This window comes from Pantoea sp. MT58 (genome assembly GCF_014495885.1).
In the GTDB taxonomy this organism is placed as follows: domain Bacteria; phylum Pseudomonadota; class Gammaproteobacteria; order Enterobacterales; family Enterobacteriaceae; genus Pantoea; species Pantoea eucalypti.
In genome coordinates, this window is record NZ_CP061083.1 from 2,202,962 (window position 1) to 2,221,992 (window position 19,031).

The window sequence follows — 19,031 nt, forward strand, 5'->3', positions numbered from 1 at the left end:
TGTGCTGACAGAGTGTCCAGACGCTGGGCTAGTTTTAGCGGTATTAGCGAAGAAAAATGTAGAGCGGTATCACATCTTAAAATCACGGCAAAATCATCCATATATTCAGCAAATTTAACCGGCCCTTAACTTATGCAATGGATCACAAAATCACTGCCGATGACAGAAAAGTGCATATTGTCAGCCAGCCATGACTAACTGATTTGGTGCACCGAACCCAGGATAAAGGCGTTAACTAACTACAGGAGATTCCGATGCGTGCTGGAGCCATCACCCTTGGGCTGGACTTTGGTAGTGATTCGGTGCGTGCGCTGGCCGTGGATTGTCATAGCGGCAAAGAGCTGCAGAGTGCGGTGTTCAGCTATCCGCGCTGGCAACAGGGCTTATACAGCGATCCGCACACCAACCGTTTTCGCCACCATCCACAGGATTATATTGACGCTATGGAGCAGGCGCTGCTCGGCGTTCTGAATGCACTGAGTGAAGATCAGCGCAACGCCGTGGTCGGCATTGGCGTTGACAGCACCGGTTCTACCCCGGCGCCTATTGACCGCGACGGCAACGTGCTGGCGCTGCGTCCGGAGTTCGCTGAGAACCCCAACGCGATGTTCGTGTTGTGGAAAGATCACACGGCTATAGAAGAAGCGGAAGAGATTAATCAGCTTTGCCACAGTGGCCGCTTCCAGGATTACAGCCGCTATATCGGCGGCATTTATTCTTCGGAGTGGTTCTGGGCGAAGATTCTGCACGTGTCGCGTGAAGATTCGGCTGTGCGCGAAGCCGCCGTCTCCTGGGTGGAGCTGTGCGACTGGGTGCCCGCCCTGTTAAGCGGCACCACCGCACCAGATAAGCTGCGTCGCGGCCGTTGTGCCGCCGGACATAAAGCGTTGTGGCACGGCGACTGGAACGGCCTGCCCGATGTCGATTTCCTGAATGCGCTCGACCCGCTGTTAACGCAGCAGCTCGACTCCCCGCTGTTTACTGACACCTGGACCGCTGATATGCCGGTGGGCACCCTCAGCCCGGAATGGGCGCAGCGTCTTGGTCTGACGCAGACCGTGACACTTTCCGGTGGCGCGTTTGACTGTCACATGGGCGCGGTCGGCGGCGGAGCTAAACCTTATACGCTGGTGAAAGTGATCGGCACCTCAACCTGCGACATTCTGATTGCTGACGCAGAAAAGGTCGGCGATCGCGATATCAAAGGCATCTGCGGTCAGGTCGATGGCAGCGTCATGCCCGGCGCTATCGGACTGGAGGCGGGTCAGTCTGCCTTTGGTGATATCTACGCCTGGTTCAGCCGTTTGCTGGGCTGGCCATTACAGCTGGCGGCGCAGCAGCATCCGGAACTGAAGCCTCAGCTGGCTGAGATGCAAAAAACGCTGATTAAGGATTTAACCGAGGCCTGGGCTGCCAATCCGCAGCTCGATCACCTGCCGGTGGTACTGGACTGGTTTAACGGGCGCCGCACACCGAATGCAAATCAGCGTCTGAAAGGGGTGATTACCGACCTGAATCTGGGCACTGATGCCCCTGCATTGTTTGGTGGTCTGGTCGCAGCAACCGCGTTTGGCGCGCGCGCCATTATGGAGTGCTTTGAGCAGCAGCAGATCCCGGTCGGGAGCATTCTGACTCTCGGCGGCATCGCGCGAAAATCTCCGGCGATTATGCAGGCCTGCTGCGATGTGATGAACCGGCCACTGGATATCGTCGCCTCTGACGAGTGCTGTGCATTGGGTGCGGCCATTTTCGCCGCCGTTGCTGCAGGTGTTCACGCCAGCGTCCCGGATGCTCAGCAGGTCATGGCCAGTCCGATTGCCGTGACGCTGCAGCCCGATCCGGCGCGCGTTGCCCGCTATCAACAACTGTATCAACGCTATCAACAATGGTGCGTGACGGCTGAACCGCAATACGCCGCCCGCCCCGCTTCCGCGACGAGCCTCTCCCAACAGGCGTAATTGTTGCAGGCAGTCTGGACACGGACAGTGCGGAGCTACCGGAGCGTAGAGGGCGTACGTGAGGATTACTCGCTGCGCTCGCCCCTTCAGGGCCGCCCTGACGGGCGTTCAGGTTGCTAAAGCAGCCTGTGTGAGCGCTGCCCAGGTTCGGAATGACAAATAAAATAGCCTATCAGGTAGGCGCTAAGTGAAGGAGTGGTTTTATGGAACAGTCAAACAATTACAGCGTGTGGTTTGTTATCGGCACGCAGCATCTCTATGGGGCGGAAACGTTACGCCAGGTTGAACAGAATGCACGTCAGGTCGTCGAGGGTTTAAATCAGGCCGGTTTACCACTGCGTCTGGAGCTGAAACCGCTGGTGAAGTCACCGGATGAAGCGCTGGCCCTGTGTCGCGATGCTAATTATGACAAGCAGTGCGTTGGGATCATTACCTGGCTGCACACTTTCTCCCCGGCCAAAATGTGGATCGGCGGCCTGAGCGTGCTGAATAAGCCGCTGCTGCAATTCCATACCCAGTTCAATGCCGAGATCCCATGGGACAGCATGGACATGGACTTTATGAACCTGAACCAGACCGCACATGGCGGCCGTGAGTTCGGTTTCATCGGCGCGCGCATGGGTCTGCAGCACAGCGTGGTGACCGGTCACTGGAAAGACAGCGCCAGCCAGCAGCGCCTGGGCAACTGGATGCGTGCAGCACTGGCTAAACAGGCCAGCCAGCAGCTGAAAGTCGCTCGCTTTGGCGACAACATGCGTGAAGTGGCCGTAACCGAAGGCGATAAAGTCGCCGCGCAGATTCAGTTCGGCTATTCAGTGAATGGCTGGGGCGTTGGCGATCTGGTTGAGGTGATCAATGGCGTCAGCGATGGCGACGTGAATGCGCTGATCGACGAATATGAAAGTCTTTATCGCTTTACCGATGTCGCCGCATCTGGCGGTGAGAAACGTCAGAACGTGCTGGATGCTGCACGCATCGAACTCGGTCTGAAGCGTTTCCTTGAAGCAGAAGGCTGCCACGCCTTTACCACTAACTTCCAGACGCTGCACGGCATGACGCAGTTGCCCGGTCTGGCAGTTCAGCGTCTGATGGGTCAGGGTTATGGCTTCGCCGGCGAAGGCGACTGGAAAACCGCTGCCCTGCTGCGCATCTTCAAAGTGCTGGCCGGTGACCGTAAAGGTGGCACCTCCTTTATGGAGGATTACACCTATCACTTCTCACCAGGCAACGATTTAGTGCTTGGCTCGCACATGCTGGAAGTCTGCCCGTCAATTGCCATTGAAGAGAAACCCTTAATCGATGTGCAGTTCCTGGGCATTGGTGATAAAGCCGATCCAGCGCGTATGATTTTCTCCACCCCAGCGGGCAGTGCGGTTAACGCCAGCGTGATTGATATGGGCGACCGTTTCCGTCTGCTGGTTAACGTGGTGGATGCTATCGAACAGCCGAAACCGCTGCCGAAGTTGCCGGTTGCGCGCGCTCTGTGGAAAGCGCAGCCATCACTGGCGACCGCCTCTGAAGCATGGATTCTGGGCGGCGGTGCACACCATACGGTGTTCAGCCAGGCGCTGACGCTGGAGGATATGTATCTGTACGGTGAGATGAACGATATCGAAGTGCTGGTGATTGATGAGCACACCACCTTGCCTGCGTTTAAAGATGCGCTGCGCTGGAACGAAGCTTATTACCGTCTTAAACGTTAATAAGTGATTAAACGGCGCTTTAGGGGTTCTGAAAAGAAATCGGTTCAGGATCGATAAAGCGCCGTTTGTTTGCAGGTTCGTGCTATTCAGTCGGGAATGGCGGGCGTTCCGTAAAGTCGCCGTAAATACATCCCTGTAGGCTCGGCCGCCGCGTCCCTGCGGCGGACGCTTTACTCCACTGCCCGCCATCCCCTCCTTAATTTTGCATTTTTGCGAATATTCAAAAGCTCAGCATGTAATAAAAGCCCTTACTGCGAAAGTCCCATTTCGCTGCAACTGTGCACTCCATTCTTTCAATCTCGCACTGTCCATTACAGCAATGATCAAGCCCAACCGGGAAGGAATGGTATGCCTGAAGAGCAAAGCGTCCGCGCCAGGGATGGCGCGGCCGATCCGCATGGATGCGGGAATCCTTTGCGATCAGGCCTACCTTTCCTGACCTTACACCTGAATCCCATAGCGATTGTTTTCCCGGTAATACATAAGAGCACCGGTCTCTTTGCTAAAACTCAACTCTTTCATCATCTTGCACTTTTCCCCACCAGCCTGTATTGCTTGTAGACTGACAAAACGAAGGTAACCAGCGCCATGCAAGTTGTCGATCTGAACCAACATCCCGACTACGCCAGACAAACAGCAAAACTGCTGCACACTGAATGGTCACATCATCCAGCCTGGTCACATCAACCCACCATCCTTGCGCATTTACACCAAAGGAACCAGACAGGCTCGGCGGAATTTACCCTTGTTGCCACGCCGGATGGCGAAACGGTCATCGCGACCTGTAGCGTCATCCGCTATGAACTGGACGACATCCCGGCAAGAGAATACTGGATGGGTGAAGTGGTGACGGACAAAAAATTTCGCGGTCAGGGCGTAGCAAACGCGTTGATCCAGCAGGTAATTGCGCGTGCCAGACAAAAGCGAATTAGTGAACTCTGGCTCTATACTCCCGATCAGCAGGCGTACTATCAGCGTTCAGGATGGCAGGCGGTGGAACAGCGGCACATAGCGGGAGAAGAAGTCACGGTGATGGTGCTGCATCTGGCGCCGTAAAAGGCGGCTCCTGAGAGCCGCCATTAACCGGGATACGCAATACTCAGGTTGGGATGCGTTTAACCGGTGCGTTCTGCTGACGATCCCAGATCACCGTCAGTAACCGCTGCAGCGCGATAAACGCAAACAGCAGAATCCCGATGGCGATCTTGGTCCACCACGAACTCAGCGTGCCGTCAAAGTTAATCCAGGTCTGAATCAGCCCCTGAATCAACACACCAAACAGCGTACCCAGCACCGTACCGACACCACCCGACAACAACGTGCCGCCAATCACCACCGATGCAATCGCATCCAGCTCCACACCCAACCCGGCCAGCGCATAACCTGCCGAGGTATAGATCGAGAACACGATGCCAGCCAGCGTCGCCAGCGTGGTGGAAAGCATATAAATCTTAATGGTGGTCGCACGGGTTGAAACACCCATCAGCTGAGCGGAGGTCAGATTCCCGCCAATAGCATAAACCCGATTACCAAAGCGCGTGCGGTGCGCCAGAATAATCCCGCCAATCACCACCACCAGCATAATCACGGCCAGCAGGCTCAGACGCCCACCACCCGGCACTTTCCACGCCAGACTGGAAAGCATGGTATAAAGCGGATGATCAATAGGAATCGAGTTCTCAGACACCAGATAAGAACAGCCGCGCAGGAAAAACATTCCTGCCAGTGTAATAATAAACGCCGGGATCTTAAGCGCATCGATCAACCAGCCCATCATGGCACCAAACAGCGCGCCCATTGACAGAATCAACGCAAAGGCCAGCAGCGGATCGACATGGAAATCACCAATTGCCCGCGCCAGAAACACACCGGTAAAAGCAATCACTGCGCCGACCGACAGATCGATACCGCCAGATAAAATCACAAAAGTCATGCCGACGGCGATAATGCCAAGGAACGCGTTATCGGTCAGGATATTGCAAATTACCCGGGTAGAAGCAAAACCCGGAAACTGACTCAGACAAAACAGATAACCCGCCACAAACACCAGCAAGGTAATCATCAGCGGAAGATGACGTTTAATCATGTCGGACGCCTCCGTTTTAACATCGCAATAAATCGCGGTGACTGCAGTAACAACACGCACATCACCACCACCGCTTTCACCACCTGATTCAGCTCAGGCGGGAAGCCGGAGAGCAGAATCCCGGTATTCATCGACTGAATAATCAGCGCACCAATCAGCGACAGCACCAGATTAAAACGGCCACCCATCAGGGATGCACCGCCTATCACCACGGCGAGAATCGCGTCCAGCTCCAGCCACAAACCGGCGTTATTGGCATCTGCACCGCGAATATCCGCCGCGACGATGAGCCCGGCCACTGCCGCACAGACGCCACTGATCGCGTAGGTGGACATCACCACCAGCCAGCCCGTCACACCCGCATTGCGGGCAGCGCGCAGGTTAATCCCCACCGCTTCGATAAACAGACCCAGCGCGGTTTTGCGCGTCAGCAGCCAGACGGCCAGCGCGACCACCAGCGTGATCCAGACCGGCACCGGCAACATCCACAGCGAGCCGTTACCAAACCAGCCAAGACTGTCACTGTCGAACGTCACAATCTGCCCCTGGGTAATCAGCTGAGCAATACCGCGCCCGGCAACCATCAGAATCAGCGTCGCAACAAATGGCTGAATACGCAGCAGCGCCACCAGCACCCCGTTCCACAAACCACAGGCTAAACCGGTTGCCAGCGTGCAGAGAATAATAAACGGCACACCGTGCCCGGCGACGGTCAGTGTGGCGGCCGTTGCGCCCGCTATCGCCATCACCGCCCCTACGGAAAGATCGATGCCGCCAGTCGCGATCACCAGCGTCATCCCTATCGCCAGCAGGGCAACCGGTGCCGCACGGTTAAGAATATCGATCGGACTGCCGAACAGACGGCCATCCTGCAGATGCACTGCAAAAAAGTTATTGGCCACCAGACTGTCGATTAACAGCACCAACAGCAGCGCGGCGATTTGCGGCATCCCCGGCGGGAGTTTCAGCTTACGACGTGGCGTTTTTTCAGATGTCATAGGTGACTCAAGCATGTTTTGCCCCTCCGTCCGCGATAGCATTCACGATCGACGCCACCGAAAGCTGCTCCAGCGGAATTTCTGCCACCTGCTTCAGATCGCGCATGATCAGCACCCGATCGGCATAACCGACCAGCTCTTCGAGTTCAGAGGAGATCACCAGCAGCGCCAGACCATCGGCGCAAAGGGATTCGATTAAACGGATAATCTCGGCGTGCGCACCCACATCAATACCGCGCGTCGGCTCGTCGAGGATCAAAAACTGCGGTTTGGTCACCAGCCAGCGCGACAGCAACACCTTCTGCTGATTGCCACCCGATAACAGCTCTACCGGCTGCTCAGCGTGCGGCGTGCGAATGCCCAGACTTTTGATGAAACGATCGGCAATCGCCTGCTGCTCGCGTTTTTTAATGGGCCGTAACCAGCCGCGCTGCGCCTGCAATGCCAGAATAATATTTTCGCGCACGGAGGCCGCGCCAATAATCCCGTCTGTCTTACGATCTTCCGGGCAAAACCCCATGCCAAGCTGTGAGGCTTTCGCCGGGTTGGTAATACGCTGCACTTTACCTTTGATCTTCGCGGTTCCGCGATCGGCGCGACGAATACCAAACAACACTTCTGCGGTTTCGGTGCGGCCTGAGCCCAGCAGCCCCGCCAGTCCCACCACCTCACCGGGACGCACAGCCAGGTTAAAAGGCTCAATGGTGCCCTTTCTGCCGTAATCTTCAAATGACACCACCGGCTGATTGCTGCGCAGCGTGCTGCCCTGACGCTGTAACGCCGTCTCAAGCAGTTCACGTCCTAACATCAGCTTAATCAGTTCAATCTGTGGCAGCGTGGCGGTCTCACGAGTCGCGATAAATTGCCCGTTACGCAGCACGGTAATCCGGTCAGTAATTCGGTACACCTGGTCAAGAAAATGGGTCACAAAAATCAGGCTCATCCCTTTGGCTTTTAACTGCGCCATCAGGGTAAACAGCATCTCGACTTCACTGGCATCCAGACTGGCTGTTGGCTCGTCGAGGATCAACACCTGAGCAGAAAGGTCGACCGCGCGACAGATGGCAATAATCTGCTGCATTGCCACCGAGTAGTGGCCCAGCGGACGCGTGACATCAAGGGAAAAACCGTAATTCCGCATCAGCGCATCGGCATCACGCACCATCTTCCGACGGTCAATCATGCCAAAACGACGCGGCTCACGCCCTATATAGAGGTTATCTGCCACCGACATGTTCGGCAGCATATTCACTTCCTGATAAACGGTGCCGATACCCATCTCCTGCGCCTGCGCCGTATTGTGCGGTGTAATCGGCTCGCCGTTCAGTGTAATGGTGCCGGCGTCGCGGCTGTAAACACCGGTCAGCACTTTAATCAGCGTGGATTTACCGGCACCGTTCTCGCCCAGCAGCGCCATGATCTCCCCTTTGCGTATATCAAAGGAAACATTATTCAGCGCTTTGACGCCGGGAAAACCTTTGCTAATGCCGCTGATGGATAGCAGCGGTGTTTCATTTTGCGTGGTCATTCTGCTCACTCCGCCTTACGTCATGAAAAACCGCCCCGGAGGGCGGTCTGCGGCTGGTCTTTGACGGGTCGGTGAATCAGTAACCCATACCGTTTTTCTTATCCAGCTCCGCCTGTGCATCAGCAGGCAGGAACAGCTTCGATTCGGTCTTGATCACTTTTGGCGGCAGCGTGCCATCTTTTTTGAATTTTTCCAGCGCATCAAACGCCGGACCCGCCATATTTGGCGTCAGTTCCACGTTGGCGTTAGCCTCACCCGCCAGCATCGCTTTGTAGATATCCGGTACGCCATCAATTGAGCCAGTCAGAATATCTTTGCCCGGTTTCAGGCCGGCTTCCTTAATGGCCTGAATGGCACCGATCGCCATGTCATCGTTATGCGCGTAAACCATGCAGATGTTTTTGCCGTTGTTTTCCGCCTTGATAAAGCTCTCCATCACCTCTTTACCTTTACTGCGGGTAAAGTCACCGGACTGAGAACGGATCACTTTAATGTTAGGGTGGTTGCTGATTGCCTCGGCAAAGCCTTTCTTGCGGTCGATTGCCACGCTGGCACCGACCGTGCCCTGCAGTTCGACCACGTTACATTTTTTGTCGCCTACGGTTTTTACCAGCCAGTCGCCAATCAGCTTGCCTTCCAGCACGTTGTCAGCTGTCACCACCGCCTGATAGAGCGATTTGTCTTTCACCACGATGGCGCGATCCAGCAGGTAAACCGGTATTTTGGCATCTTTGGCTTCTTCCAGTACCGGCTCCCAGCCGGTCTGTACCACAGGCGCGATAAAGATGGCATCAACGCCCTGAGCAATGAACGAACGCACGGCTTTGATCTGATTCTCTTGTTTCTGCTGTCCGTCGGCGATTTTCAGGGTGATTCCGCGTTTTTTGGCTTCGCTTTTCGCTACGTTAGTTTCCGCTGAGCGCCAGCCAGATTCTGAACCGACCTGCGAGAAGCCGACCGTCATATCAGCAGCGAGTACCGGGCCGGTTAACGCGGCGCTGACCAGCGTGGTCAGAAGTAAACGTTTCCACATAGTTTTTAATCCTCTGAAAGGCGTTTGCTGTTTAGGGTAGAGAGCCTGCTTAGACTGGACTAAAAAAGCGTGCATAATGGCGACACACTTCACAAAACAGAGCAATTTAAAGGAGTTACGTGCAGAGCGAGCAGTTTTCCAACAGGGTTGTTATGGATAAAATCGCTGAGTAAAATTACAATGCCGGTTAAATAAATGTAATAAACAGAATCGCTTATGTTTAACGCCACTGGAAACGATTACAGGCAGGCGTACAAAACGGGTTATCCGGTTTGCGGTGAACAAAAAATGGGATTTGTGATTGTCCGCACAATCGATGGTGAAGACGAATCAGGCGCGAAACGTTTCTATGGCATTCGTTATTTAACGGTTAAATTTCCTGCGGTTAAAGTGTAGTAAATAAGGTATTCATGTGCTGTCAGGGTCAAATGGAATAAAAAATAATATTGTGCTGCTTATTTTTAACGTTTACTTGCCGCAGTAACCCGAACCAGTCAGGCTGACGTAGTAAACTAAGGCGCTGAGTTACCAACATCGTGCATAGTCAGAACGAGGAATATGGACTTTTAGTGACTAATAAGGTGATTTTGTCTGATTTTCGGCTTTTTCCACCTGCATGATCTGGACAGACCAAGCCCGCCCCCTATACTGAGCACTCCTTTGTTACTTCTATCTATTATGGCAATGATGACTGCGCACGATTACCTGCTTAAATTCCGCAAAGTAAATAATTCAGACAGTCTGGAAAAGCTTTTCGATCATCTTAATTACTCCCTGACCAATGATTTGGAAATTATCAATATGTACCGGGCTGCCGACCATCGACGCGCTGAACTGGCCTCTGGCGGACGGTTATATGATCTGGGCTGCGTACCAAAAACGGTGTGGCGCTACGTGGTCTGATTTCTCACTGATTTATCGCTTCGTTTACTGCTGACGTTGTCCGGATGGGCGTGCCTCTCTGGACATGTTATTCTGCTGCGCTTTGACTCTCCGAGACAGGAATAACTACGATGAATGAACAGGTTGCTGCGCCGCGCATTGGTGGCTGGCTTTTGCTGCCTCTGGCCTGGCTGATAATGACCCTGTTAACCACCGTTCTGGTGCTGGCGATGTATCTGACTCCCCTGTTTAATCCGGCGTGGCGTGTGGCGCTGTTTTCTCACGGCAGCACCCTCTTCTCATACTGGGCCATTTCCCTGCTTACCGCCGTGGCGGTCTGGGCCTATAGTCTTTGGATCAGCTGGCTGTTCCTGAAGCGCTCCCGACGCCTGCCGCGCCATTATCTGCTCTGGCTGCTGATTACCGTGCTACTGGCGCTGAAAACCTTTGCTTTCACACCCGTCGCTGATAGCCGAGCCCTTCAGACATTACTGCTGTCGCTGCTGGCCGCGGCGGTGTTTGTGCCCTATTTCAAACGCTCAGAACGGGTAAAAAAGACCTTTATCGCGCCGTAACGCGGTGAGTTGTGTCAGGAATTTAATTCTGAGTGCGGTCTGCCGCCTTGCGGGTGGCGCGGGTGTTGAGATACGTCGCGCTATCAATGATAATAAGCCGCTTTCTGGCTCCCAGGCGAAAAAATGACCGATTATCTGCTTCTCTTTGTTGGCACCGTGCTGGTGAATAACTTCGTATTAGTGAAGTTTCTCGGCCTTTGTCCTTTTATGGGCGTTTCCAAAAAACTGGAAACGGCAATTGGCATGGGCCTCGCCACGACATTCGTCATCACGCTGGCGTCGATCTGCGCCTGGCTGGTCAATCATCTGATCCTGCTGCCGCTGGATCTGGTCTATCTGCGCACCATGGCGTATATCCTGGTGATCGCTGTTGTCGTGCAGTTCACCGAGATGGTAGTACGTAAGACCAGCCCGTCGCTCTATCGCCTGCTGGGTATTTTTCTGCCGCTAATTACCACCAACTGTGCGGTGCTGGGCGTGCCGCTGCTGAGTGTTAACCTCAACCACACCTTTATGCAGGCTGCGCTGTATGGTTTCAGTGCTTCCATCGGCTTTTCGCTGGTGATGGTCCTGTTCGCCGGTATGCGTGAGCGCCTGGTGCTGGCGAATGTTCCGGCCCCGTTCAAAGGCAACTCCATCGCCCTGATCACTGCGGGCCTGATGGCGCTGGCATTTATGGGCTTCAGCGGTCTGGTGAAATTCTGATGACCGCGATCTGGATTGCTGTTGCCGTATTAAGTGCGCTGAGCCTGGTGTTCGGCGCGCTGCTGGGTTACGCCTCGCGCCGCTTTGAAGTCGAAGAAGATCCTATCGTTGAGCAGATTGATGCCATTCTGCCGCAGAGCCAGTGTGGTCAGTGTGGCTATCCAGGCTGCCGTCCCTATGCGGATGCGGTCGGCAACAACGGCGAAGCGATCAATAAATGCGCGCCAGGCGGCGAGCAGACCATGCTCAAACTGGCTGCGCTGCTTAACGTTGATCCGCAGCCGATTGATGGCGATGAATCGGCGAAAGAGCCGGTGCGCACGGTGGCGTTCATTGACGAAGCCAACTGTATTGGCTGCACCAAATGTATTCAGGCCTGTCCGGTGGATGCGATTGTCGGGGCAACCCGCGCCATGCACACCGTGCTGAGCGATGTCTGTACCGGCTGCGATCTCTGCGTCGCACCCTGCCCGACAGACTGTATTGAAATGCGTCCGGTTGCCACCACACCAGCTAACTGGAAGTGGGATTTGAATACCATTCCTGTACGGGTGATTCCGGTAGATACTCATGCTTAATCTGTTTAACTTCCTGAAAAAAGAGAAGGTCTGGGATTTTCAGGGCGGTATTCATCCGCCGGAAATGAAAACCCAGTCTAACGGTACGCCACTCAGCGAACTGCCGTTGCCACACCGTTTTATTATCCCGCTGAAACAGCATATCGGACATGAAGGTGAGATCTGCGTTGCACCTGGCGACAAGGTGTTGCGCGGTCAGCCCCTGACGTTTGGCACGGGCCGTATGCTGCCGGTCCATGCACCCACTTCTGGTGTCATTGATGATATTGGTCAGCATATGACCGCGCATCCTTCGGGTTTGTCAGAACTGTGTATTTTTCTGACGCCCGACGGCGACGACCGCTGGATACCGCTTGATCCTCTGCCTGACTACCGTCAGCATCCGCGCGCCGACATTGTGCAACGTATTCACGACGCCGGCGTTGCGGGCCTGGGTGGCGCGGGCTTCCCTACCGCCACCAAACTCAAAGGCGGCCTGCGCGGGGTGAAAACCCTGATTATTAATGCGGCCGAGTGCGAGCCCTACATCACCGCGGACGATCGTCTGATGCAGGATTACGCCGCCGAAGTGCTGGAAGGCAGTCGCATTCTCGCATGGGTGTTGCAGGCTGAGCGGGTTTTGATTGGTATTGAGGATAATAAACCAGAGGCGATTGCCGCGCTGAAACAGGCATTGGGTAACGAACGCGATCTGCACATTCGCGTCATCCCGACTAAATACCCTTCTGGCGGCGCAAAGCAGCTGACCCGTATTCTGACCGGCATGGAAGTGCCACACGGCGGACGTTCCACCGATATCGGTGTGCTGATGCAAAACGTTGGCACCGCCTGGGCGGTTAAACGCGCCATTATTAATGGTGAGCCGATTACCGAACGTGTCGTGACGCTGACTGGCGAGTCAATTGCCCAGCCGCGTAACGTCTGGAGTCGTCTCGGCACCCCAATCAGCCATCTCTTGCACCATGTCGGTTTTACACCAGCACCGCGTCAGATGGTGATCATGGGCGGCCCGCTGATGGGCTTTACCCTGCCGTCGCTGGATGTGCCGGTGGTGAAGATCACCAACTGTATTCTCGCCCCCTCTCCCAGTGAGATGGGTAACAACGATGAAGAGCAGTCCTGCATTCGCTGTTCCGCCTGCGCCGATGCCTGTCCGGCTAAGCTGCTGCCTCAGCAGCTTTACTGGTTCAGCCAGGGCGGCGATCACGATAAAGCGCGCTCACACCACATTGATGACTGTATTGAATGTGGCGCCTGCGCCTATGTCTGCCCGAGCAATATTCCGCTGGTGCAATATTATCGCCAGGAAAAAGCGGAGCTGCGCGCCATCGATCTGGAAGCGAAACGCACGCTGGAAGCCAAAGCTCGCTTCGAAGCCCGTCAGGCAAGGCTGGAGCGCGAGAAACAGGCCCGTGAAGCGCGTCATGAGGAGGCAAAACAGCGTGTAGCCCGTACCGATACCAGTGAGCTGGCGGCTGCGAAAGCGCGGGTGAAAGCCCGCCAGGCCGCTGAACCGGATGAAGCGACGCTTGAAGCGCAACGTGAAGCCCGTCATGCGCAGGCGCGTCTGCGTCAGGCCGAGGCTCAGGCGGAAACCCAACCAGTAACGCGTCAGACTGTCGATCCGCGCAAAGCCGCGGTTGAAGCGGCCATTGCCCGAGCTAAGGTGAAGAAAGTGTCACCGGTTGATGCGGTGGAGACCGTGGCTGAAGCCAGCGTCGATCCGCGCAAAGCCGCTGTCGAAGCGGCGGTAGCCCGCGCTAAGGCGAAGAAAGCTGCACAGGCTGAAGCCGCGGCTCCGGCTGACACGGCGAACGTTTCTGACGCCGCGCCAGACGCCGCTGCTGAAACTGACCCGCGCAAAGCTGCGGTGCAGGCCGCCATTGCCCGCGCCAAAGCGAAGAAAGCCGCGCAGGCTGAAGCCGCGACTCCGGCTGACACGGCGAACGTTAGTGAAGTCGCGCCAGACGCCGCTGCCGAAACCGACCCGCGCAAAGCTGCGGTGCAGGCCGCGATTGCCCGCGCCAAAGCGAAGAAAGCCGCGCAGGCTGAAGCCGCGGCTCCGGCTGACACGGCGAGCGTTTCTGAAGCCGCGCCAGACGCCGCTGCCGAAACCGACCCGCGTAAAGCTGCGGTACAGGCCGCGATTGCCCGCGCCAAAGCGAAGAAAGCCGCACAGGCTGAAGGCGCGGATGCGGCGACGCCGGCTGACACGGCGAGCGAGTCTGAAGCCGCGCCAGGCGCCGCTGCCGAAACTGACCCGCGCAAAGCTGCGGTGCAGGCCGCCATTGCCCGCGCCAAAGCGAAGAAAGCCGCACAGGCTGAAGGCGTGGATGCGACGACTCCGGCTGACGCGGCGAGCGTTACTGAAGCCGCGCCAGACGCCGCTGCTGAAACCGATCCGCGTAAAGCTGCGGTGCAGGCCGCCATTGCCCGTGTCAAAGCGAAGAAAGCCGCGCAGGCTGAAGATACGGATGCGGCGACTCCGGCTGACACCCCGAGCGTTTCGGAAGCCGCGCCAGACGCCGCTGCCGAAACTGACCCGCGCAAAGCTGCCATTCAGGCGGCGATTGCCCGTGCCAAAGCGAAGAAAGCCGCGCAGGCTGAACATGACGCGGAGATGGCTTCACGCGATGCCGCAGCAGTCGCTACTGCCGCGCATTTTGCGGTGGAGAAAGCTGAAGAGGCGCAGGAGCAGGCAAACAATGCGAATGCTGAACCTGAACAGGCACCTGAACTGAATCAACCCGATGATGCGCGCAAGGCCGCTATTGCTGCCGCCATCGCCCGTGCCAAAGCGCGTAAAGCGCAGTCGTCTAAGACGCTTGAGGATTAAATGGCTTTTCGTATCGCAAGTTCTCCTTACACCCATAACCGCCGCAGCACAGGCAACATCATGCTGCTGGTGGTGCTGGCTGCAGTGCCGGGTTTTGCTGCACAATGTTATTTCTTTGGTTACGGCACCTTTTTGCAGGTCCTGCTTGCGACGCTCACCGCCTGGCTGACCGAGGCGGCCATTCTGCGGCTGCGTAAAGCGCCCGTTGGCAGCACCCTGGCGGATAACTCTGCGTTACTGACTGCTGTGCTGATTGGTATCAGCCTGCCCCCGCTGGCGCCCTGGTGGCTGGTGGTGATCGGTACGCTGTTTGCTGTGGTCATTGCTAAACAGCTTTATGGCGGTCTGGGACAGAACCCGTTTAACCCGGCGATGGTCGGCTATGTGGTGCTGCTGATCTCCTTCCCGGTGCAAATGACCAGCTGGCTGCCGCCTGACACCCTTCAGGCGATCAAACCGGGGCTGATGGACAGTCTTAGCATGGTGTTCAGTGGCCATACGCTGGCGGGCGAAACCATGCAGCAGTTGCAGATAGGAGTGGATGGCATCAGCCAGGCGACGCCGCTTGATACCTTTAAAACCGGTTTACGCGCCGGTCACAGCGCAGAGCATTTGCTGGCCCAGCCGATCTACAGCGGCGTGCTGGCGGGCCTGGGCTGGCAGTGGGTCAATGTCGGATATCTGGTGGGCGGCCTGTTCCTGCTGTGGAAAAGTGCGATTCGCTGGCATATCCCTGCAGCCATGCTGCTGTCACTGGCGTTCTGCGCCACGCTGGGCTGGTTCTTCTCACCGGAATCACTCAACAGTCCGCTGATTCACCTGTTCTCCGGTGCCACCATGCTGGGGGCGTTCTTTATTGCCACCGATCCGGTGACCGCCTCCACCACCAATCGGGGTCGCCTGATCTATGGTGCGCTGATTGGATTGCTGGTCTGGCTGATTCGCAGCTTTGGCGGCTATCCTGATGGCGTGGCATTTGCTGTGCTGTTGGCAAACATCTGCGTGCCGCTCATCGATTACTACACCCAGCCGCGCGTTTACGGCCATCAGAAGGATTAAGCGATGCTGGAGACGATTCGCAAAAATGGTGTGACGCTGGCGATTTTCGCCGCAATTACCACGGCTGCTACTGCAGTAGTTAATACGGTCACTAAACCGACCGTAGAGCATCAGACCCTGCTTCAGCAGAAAAATTTGCTGGATCAGGTGGTGCCTGAAGACCTTTATGACAACAATATTCAGCAGGATTGTTACGTTGTCACAGATGCTGCACTGGGGAATAGCGCCCCGCACCATCTCTTCCTGGCGCGTAAAGGCGGCCAGCCGGTCGCTGCCGCACTGGAGACAACTGCGCCTGACGGCTACTCTGGTGCGATACAGATGCTGGTCGGTGCTGATTTCCAGGGTAAAGTACTGGGCGTGCGGGTGATCGAACACCATGAGACGCCTGGTCTGGGCGATAAGATTGAATTACGCATTTCTGACTGGATCAACAGCTTTAATGGCAAAGTGGTTCATGGTCCGGCGGATAAAGCGTTTGCGGTTAAGAAAGATGGCGGCGACTTCGATCAGTTCACCGGCGCCACCATTACCCCACGCGCGGTGGTCAATGCGACCAAACGCACCGCGCTGTTGATGAAAACGCTTCCGGAGAAACTCTCTTCGTTACCGGCATGTGGAGACGCAAATGAGTGAAGCTAAAAGTCTGCTGGTGGGTGGACTGTGGAAAAACAACTCGGCACTGGTGCAGCTGCTGGGCCTGTGCCCACTGCTGGCGGTTACGGCGACGGCAACGAATGCGCTGGGTTTAGGGCTGGCCACCACGCTGGTGCTGACCCTGACCAACAGTTTTATTTCGGCCTCGCGCCGTTGGGTGCCGTCTGAAATTCGTATCCCGATTTATGTGATGATCATCGCCTCCGTGGTGAGCTGCGTGCAGATGCTGATCAACGCCTACGCCTATGGTCTCTATCAGTCGCTGGGGATTTTTATCCCGCTCATTGTCACCAACTGTATTGTGGTCGGTCGTGCTGAAGCGGTCGCCTCTAAAAGCAGCATCCCGCTTGCCGCGCTGGACGGCTTTGCCATCGGCATGGGCGCGACCTGCGCCATGGTGGTGCTGGGTTCGCTGCGTGAAATTATCGGCAGTGGCACACTGTTTAACGGTGCCGATCAGCTGCTCGGCCCATGGGCGAAATCGCTGCGTATCGAAGTGGTGCATTTCGACTCGCCGATGCTGCTGGCGATGCTGCCGCCTGGTGCGTTTATCGGCCTGGGCATGATGCTGGCGGGTAAATACCTGATCGATCAGAAGATGAAACAGCGGGCTGCCCTGCGTGCTCAGGCTGCTGAAAACGCGGCACCTCAGAACGCCGTCGGGAAGCCGGTGTGAACCAGACTAAACGCACCGAGATTCTTCATCGCCTGCAGCAGAACAATCCGCATCCCACCACCGAGCTGAACTTCAGCTCGCCGTTTGAGCTGCTGATTGCGGTACTGCTGTCGGCGCAGGCGACCGATGTCAGCGTCAACAAAGCCACCGCAAAGCTCTATCCGGTGGCGAATACGCCTGCCGCGATGCTGGCGCTGGGTGTGGATGGCGTAAAGGAATACATCAAGACTATCGGCCTGTTTAACAGCAAAGCGGAAAATGTGATTAAGACCTGCCGCATTCTGCTTGAGCAGCACAACGGAGAAGTGCCGGAAGATCGTGCGGCGCTGGAAGCCCTGCCTGGTGTTGGCCGTAAAACGGCCAATGTGGTGCTGAATACCGCCTTTGGCTGGCCGACAATTGCCGTTGATACTCACATCTTCCGCGTCAGCAACCGGACAAAATTTGCGCCGGGTAAGAATGTGGAAGAGGTGGAGCAGAAGCTGCTGAAGGTGGTTCCGGCTGCCTATAAAGTTGACTGCCACCACTGGCTGATTCTGCATGGCCGTTACACCTGCGTGGCGCGCAAGCCCCGTTGCGGCTCATGCCTGATTGAAGACCTCTGCGAGTATCCCGACAAAGTCGAGTGATTCGCCTGACTAACCCGCTGCGGCGGGTTTTTTATTGTCTGGTTGAACCCTCTGTAACCTTCTTTTCAGTCCGATTCCCCTTTTCGCCGCACGCTCTGGCTCGTCTGAATACCTCCACAGTTTGTCGGGTTGTTACATTGAGGTTGATGATAGAAAATCGCCGCCCCTGACGATAAGAAAATGTTATGACACGGTGAGTAAAGTAATGATCAAAGGTTCTTCTGCAGAGAGACATCCGCTGCGCCTGTTTCTGGCACGATTCTGGCCACATCCGTTGACAGTAAGTAAAAAGCATGTGGTGATTGCCGGACTGGGTGCGGGCATTGGCCTGGTACTCACCAGTCTGCTGAGTCACTGGATGCTGGGGGAGCTGAATCTGTGGTTTGTTGCCCCGGTGGGTGCTTCGGCCGTTTTACTCTTTGGTCTGCCCGCCAGTCCGCTGGCGCAGCCGTGGGCCATCGTCGGCGGCAACACCCTGTCCGCGCTGGCGGGCGTCACCGTCAGCCAGCTCATCCCCGATCCGGCGATTGCCTGCGGCGTCGCGGCCTGCGTGGCGATCCTGTTGATGTTTCAACTGCGCTGTCTGCATCCACCCGGCGGCGCAGTCGCGCTAACCGCTATTCTGGGCGGACCTTCCGTGGATCAATTGGGTTATCAGTTTGTCCTGACGCCGATCATGCTTAACTCACTGACACTGGCGCTGCTTGCATTGCTGTTTAATAATCTGGCCGGTCGCCGCTATCCCCACCCACTGGCGCCGCAGGAGGTTAAACCGGAGCCGATCGCGATGCCGGTCTCGCTGACGCGCGCCGATCTGCATCAGGCTTTACAGGGCGGTGAACTGCTGGATATTGATGAAGACGATCTGCAGGAATTGCTGCTACGAGCCGAAGAGATTGCCGGACGCCGTCAGGTTAACGGCTGAAACCTGCCTGTTGTGGCTGTCGGTCCTCCGCTTTTCTCCTTGCGGAGGCGGGGATGCCGACATTGATCGCTGCCACACTTTTGCTTAGCCGCTGCGCCAGCCATATCCAATAACATATTGATAACACAGCCACCCAGGCCGGACGCCCATCGGGTCCTGGGCGAATGCCCATAGAGCTGCCCTTTTGCGCGCCCTACACTTTG

18 protein-coding genes are annotated in these 19,031 nt (G+C 56.2%); 14 read left to right on the plus strand and 4 right to left on the minus strand.

Going from position 1 to position 19,031, the window contains the following annotated elements:
* Positions 1 to 254 precede the first annotated feature (254 nt).
* The 3 genes from IAI47_RS10395 (at position 255) to IAI47_RS10405 (ending at position 4,717) form a co-directional block, all read left to right on the plus strand.
* Positions 255 to 1,958, plus strand: coding sequence for a ribulokinase (locus tag IAI47_RS10395; RefSeq protein ID WP_008926234.1), 1,704 nt, complete (start codon positions 255 to 257; stop codon positions 1,956 to 1,958).
* Between the two features lie 203 nt (positions 1,959 to 2,161).
* Positions 2,162 to 3,661, plus strand: a complete 1,500-nt coding sequence (araA, locus tag IAI47_RS10400) for an L-arabinose isomerase (RefSeq protein WP_008926233.1) — start codon at positions 2,162 to 2,164, stop codon at positions 3,659 to 3,661.
* Positions 3,662 to 4,249: 588 nt separating this feature from the next.
* Complete coding sequence (locus IAI47_RS10405; RefSeq protein ID WP_008926231.1) at positions 4,250 to 4,717, plus strand: GNAT family N-acetyltransferase; 468 nt, start codon at positions 4,250 to 4,252, stop codon at positions 4,715 to 4,717.
* A gap of 43 nt (positions 4,718 to 4,760) precedes the next feature.
* Here the strand turns inward: IAI47_RS10405 and yjfF are convergent, their stop codons facing one another.
* The 4 genes from yjfF to ytfQ all read right to left on the minus strand — a co-directional run bounded on the left by yjfF (position 4,761) and on the right by ytfQ (position 9,306).
* Positions 4,761 to 5,747 (minus strand): galactofuranose ABC transporter, permease protein YjfF, encoded by a 987-nt coding sequence (gene yjfF / locus IAI47_RS10410; RefSeq protein ID WP_003853433.1) that lies wholly within the window; start codon positions 5,745 to 5,747, stop codon positions 4,761 to 4,763.
* Entirely contained in the window at positions 5,744 to 6,760 is a 1,017-nt protein-coding gene (gene ytfT, locus IAI47_RS10415; RefSeq protein ID WP_008926230.1) for a galactofuranose ABC transporter, ATP-binding protein YtfT, read from the minus strand. The genes yjfF and ytfT overlap by 4 nt, the downstream gene beginning before the upstream one ends.
* On the minus strand, positions 6,753 to 8,273 hold the full coding sequence (locus tag IAI47_RS10420) for a sugar ABC transporter ATP-binding protein (protein ID WP_008926229.1): 1,521 nt from the start codon (positions 8,271 to 8,273) through the stop codon (positions 6,753 to 6,755). Before IAI47_RS10420 ends, ytfT begins: the two co-directional genes overlap by 8 nt.
* A gap of 76 nt (positions 8,274 to 8,349) precedes the next feature.
* Entirely contained in the window at positions 8,350 to 9,306 is a 957-nt protein-coding gene (ytfQ, locus tag IAI47_RS10425; RefSeq protein ID WP_008926228.1) for a galactofuranose ABC transporter, galactofuranose-binding protein YtfQ, read from the minus strand.
* Between the two features lie 216 nt (positions 9,307 to 9,522).
* Between ytfQ and IAI47_RS10430 the strand changes: the two genes are divergently transcribed.
* From IAI47_RS10430 to IAI47_RS10480, 11 genes are all read left to right on the plus strand, one after another.
* Complete coding sequence (locus IAI47_RS10430; protein WP_003853428.1) at positions 9,523 to 9,702, plus strand: hypothetical protein; 180 nt, start codon at positions 9,523 to 9,525, stop codon at positions 9,700 to 9,702.
* A 291-nt stretch (positions 9,703 to 9,993) separates the two neighbouring features.
* Positions 9,994 to 10,209, plus strand: a complete 216-nt coding sequence (gene ydgT, locus IAI47_RS10435) for a transcription modulator YdgT (RefSeq protein WP_033743278.1) — start codon at positions 9,994 to 9,996, stop codon at positions 10,207 to 10,209.
* A 110-nt stretch (positions 10,210 to 10,319) separates the two neighbouring features.
* Complete coding sequence (locus IAI47_RS10440; RefSeq protein WP_003853425.1) at positions 10,320 to 10,763, plus strand: DUF2569 domain-containing protein; 444 nt, start codon at positions 10,320 to 10,322, stop codon at positions 10,761 to 10,763.
* A 123-nt stretch (positions 10,764 to 10,886) separates the two neighbouring features.
* Complete coding sequence (rsxA, locus tag IAI47_RS10445; RefSeq protein WP_003853423.1) at positions 10,887 to 11,468, plus strand: electron transport complex subunit RsxA; 582 nt, start codon at positions 10,887 to 10,889, stop codon at positions 11,466 to 11,468.
* Entirely contained in the window at positions 11,468 to 12,046 is a 579-nt protein-coding gene (gene rsxB, locus IAI47_RS10450; protein WP_008926226.1) for an electron transport complex subunit RsxB, read from the plus strand. The genes rsxA and rsxB overlap by 1 nt, the downstream gene beginning before the upstream one ends.
* Positions 12,039 to 14,882, plus strand: a complete 2,844-nt coding sequence (rsxC, locus tag IAI47_RS10455) for an electron transport complex subunit RsxC (protein ID WP_008926225.1) — start codon at positions 12,039 to 12,041, stop codon at positions 14,880 to 14,882. Before rsxB ends, rsxC begins: the two co-directional genes overlap by 8 nt.
* Entirely contained in the window at positions 14,883 to 15,941 is a 1,059-nt protein-coding gene (gene rsxD / locus IAI47_RS10460) for an electron transport complex subunit RsxD (protein ID WP_008926224.1), read from the plus strand.
* A 3-nt stretch (positions 15,942 to 15,944) separates the two neighbouring features.
* Positions 15,945 to 16,577 carry an electron transport complex subunit RsxG gene (gene rsxG / locus IAI47_RS10465; RefSeq protein WP_003849005.1) on the plus strand — a complete coding sequence of 211 codons (633 nt, stop codon included), beginning with the start codon at positions 15,945 to 15,947 and terminating at the stop codon, positions 16,575 to 16,577.
* On the plus strand, positions 16,570 to 17,274 hold the full coding sequence (locus tag IAI47_RS10470) for an electron transport complex subunit E (RefSeq protein WP_003849003.1): 705 nt from the start codon (positions 16,570 to 16,572) through the stop codon (positions 17,272 to 17,274). Before rsxG ends, IAI47_RS10470 begins: the two co-directional genes overlap by 8 nt.
* The gene (gene nth / locus IAI47_RS10475) at positions 17,271 to 17,903 is read left to right on the plus strand and encodes an endonuclease III (protein ID WP_003849001.1); all 633 of its coding nucleotides are present in this window, start codon (positions 17,271 to 17,273) and stop codon (positions 17,901 to 17,903) included. Before IAI47_RS10470 ends, nth begins: the two co-directional genes overlap by 4 nt.
* 205 nt (positions 17,904 to 18,108) lie before the next feature.
* A complete protein-coding gene (locus IAI47_RS10480) occupies positions 18,109 to 18,828 on the plus strand; it encodes an HPP family protein (protein WP_008926223.1) in 720 nt (239 codons plus the stop codon).
* Positions 18,829 to 19,031 lie beyond the last annotated feature (203 nt).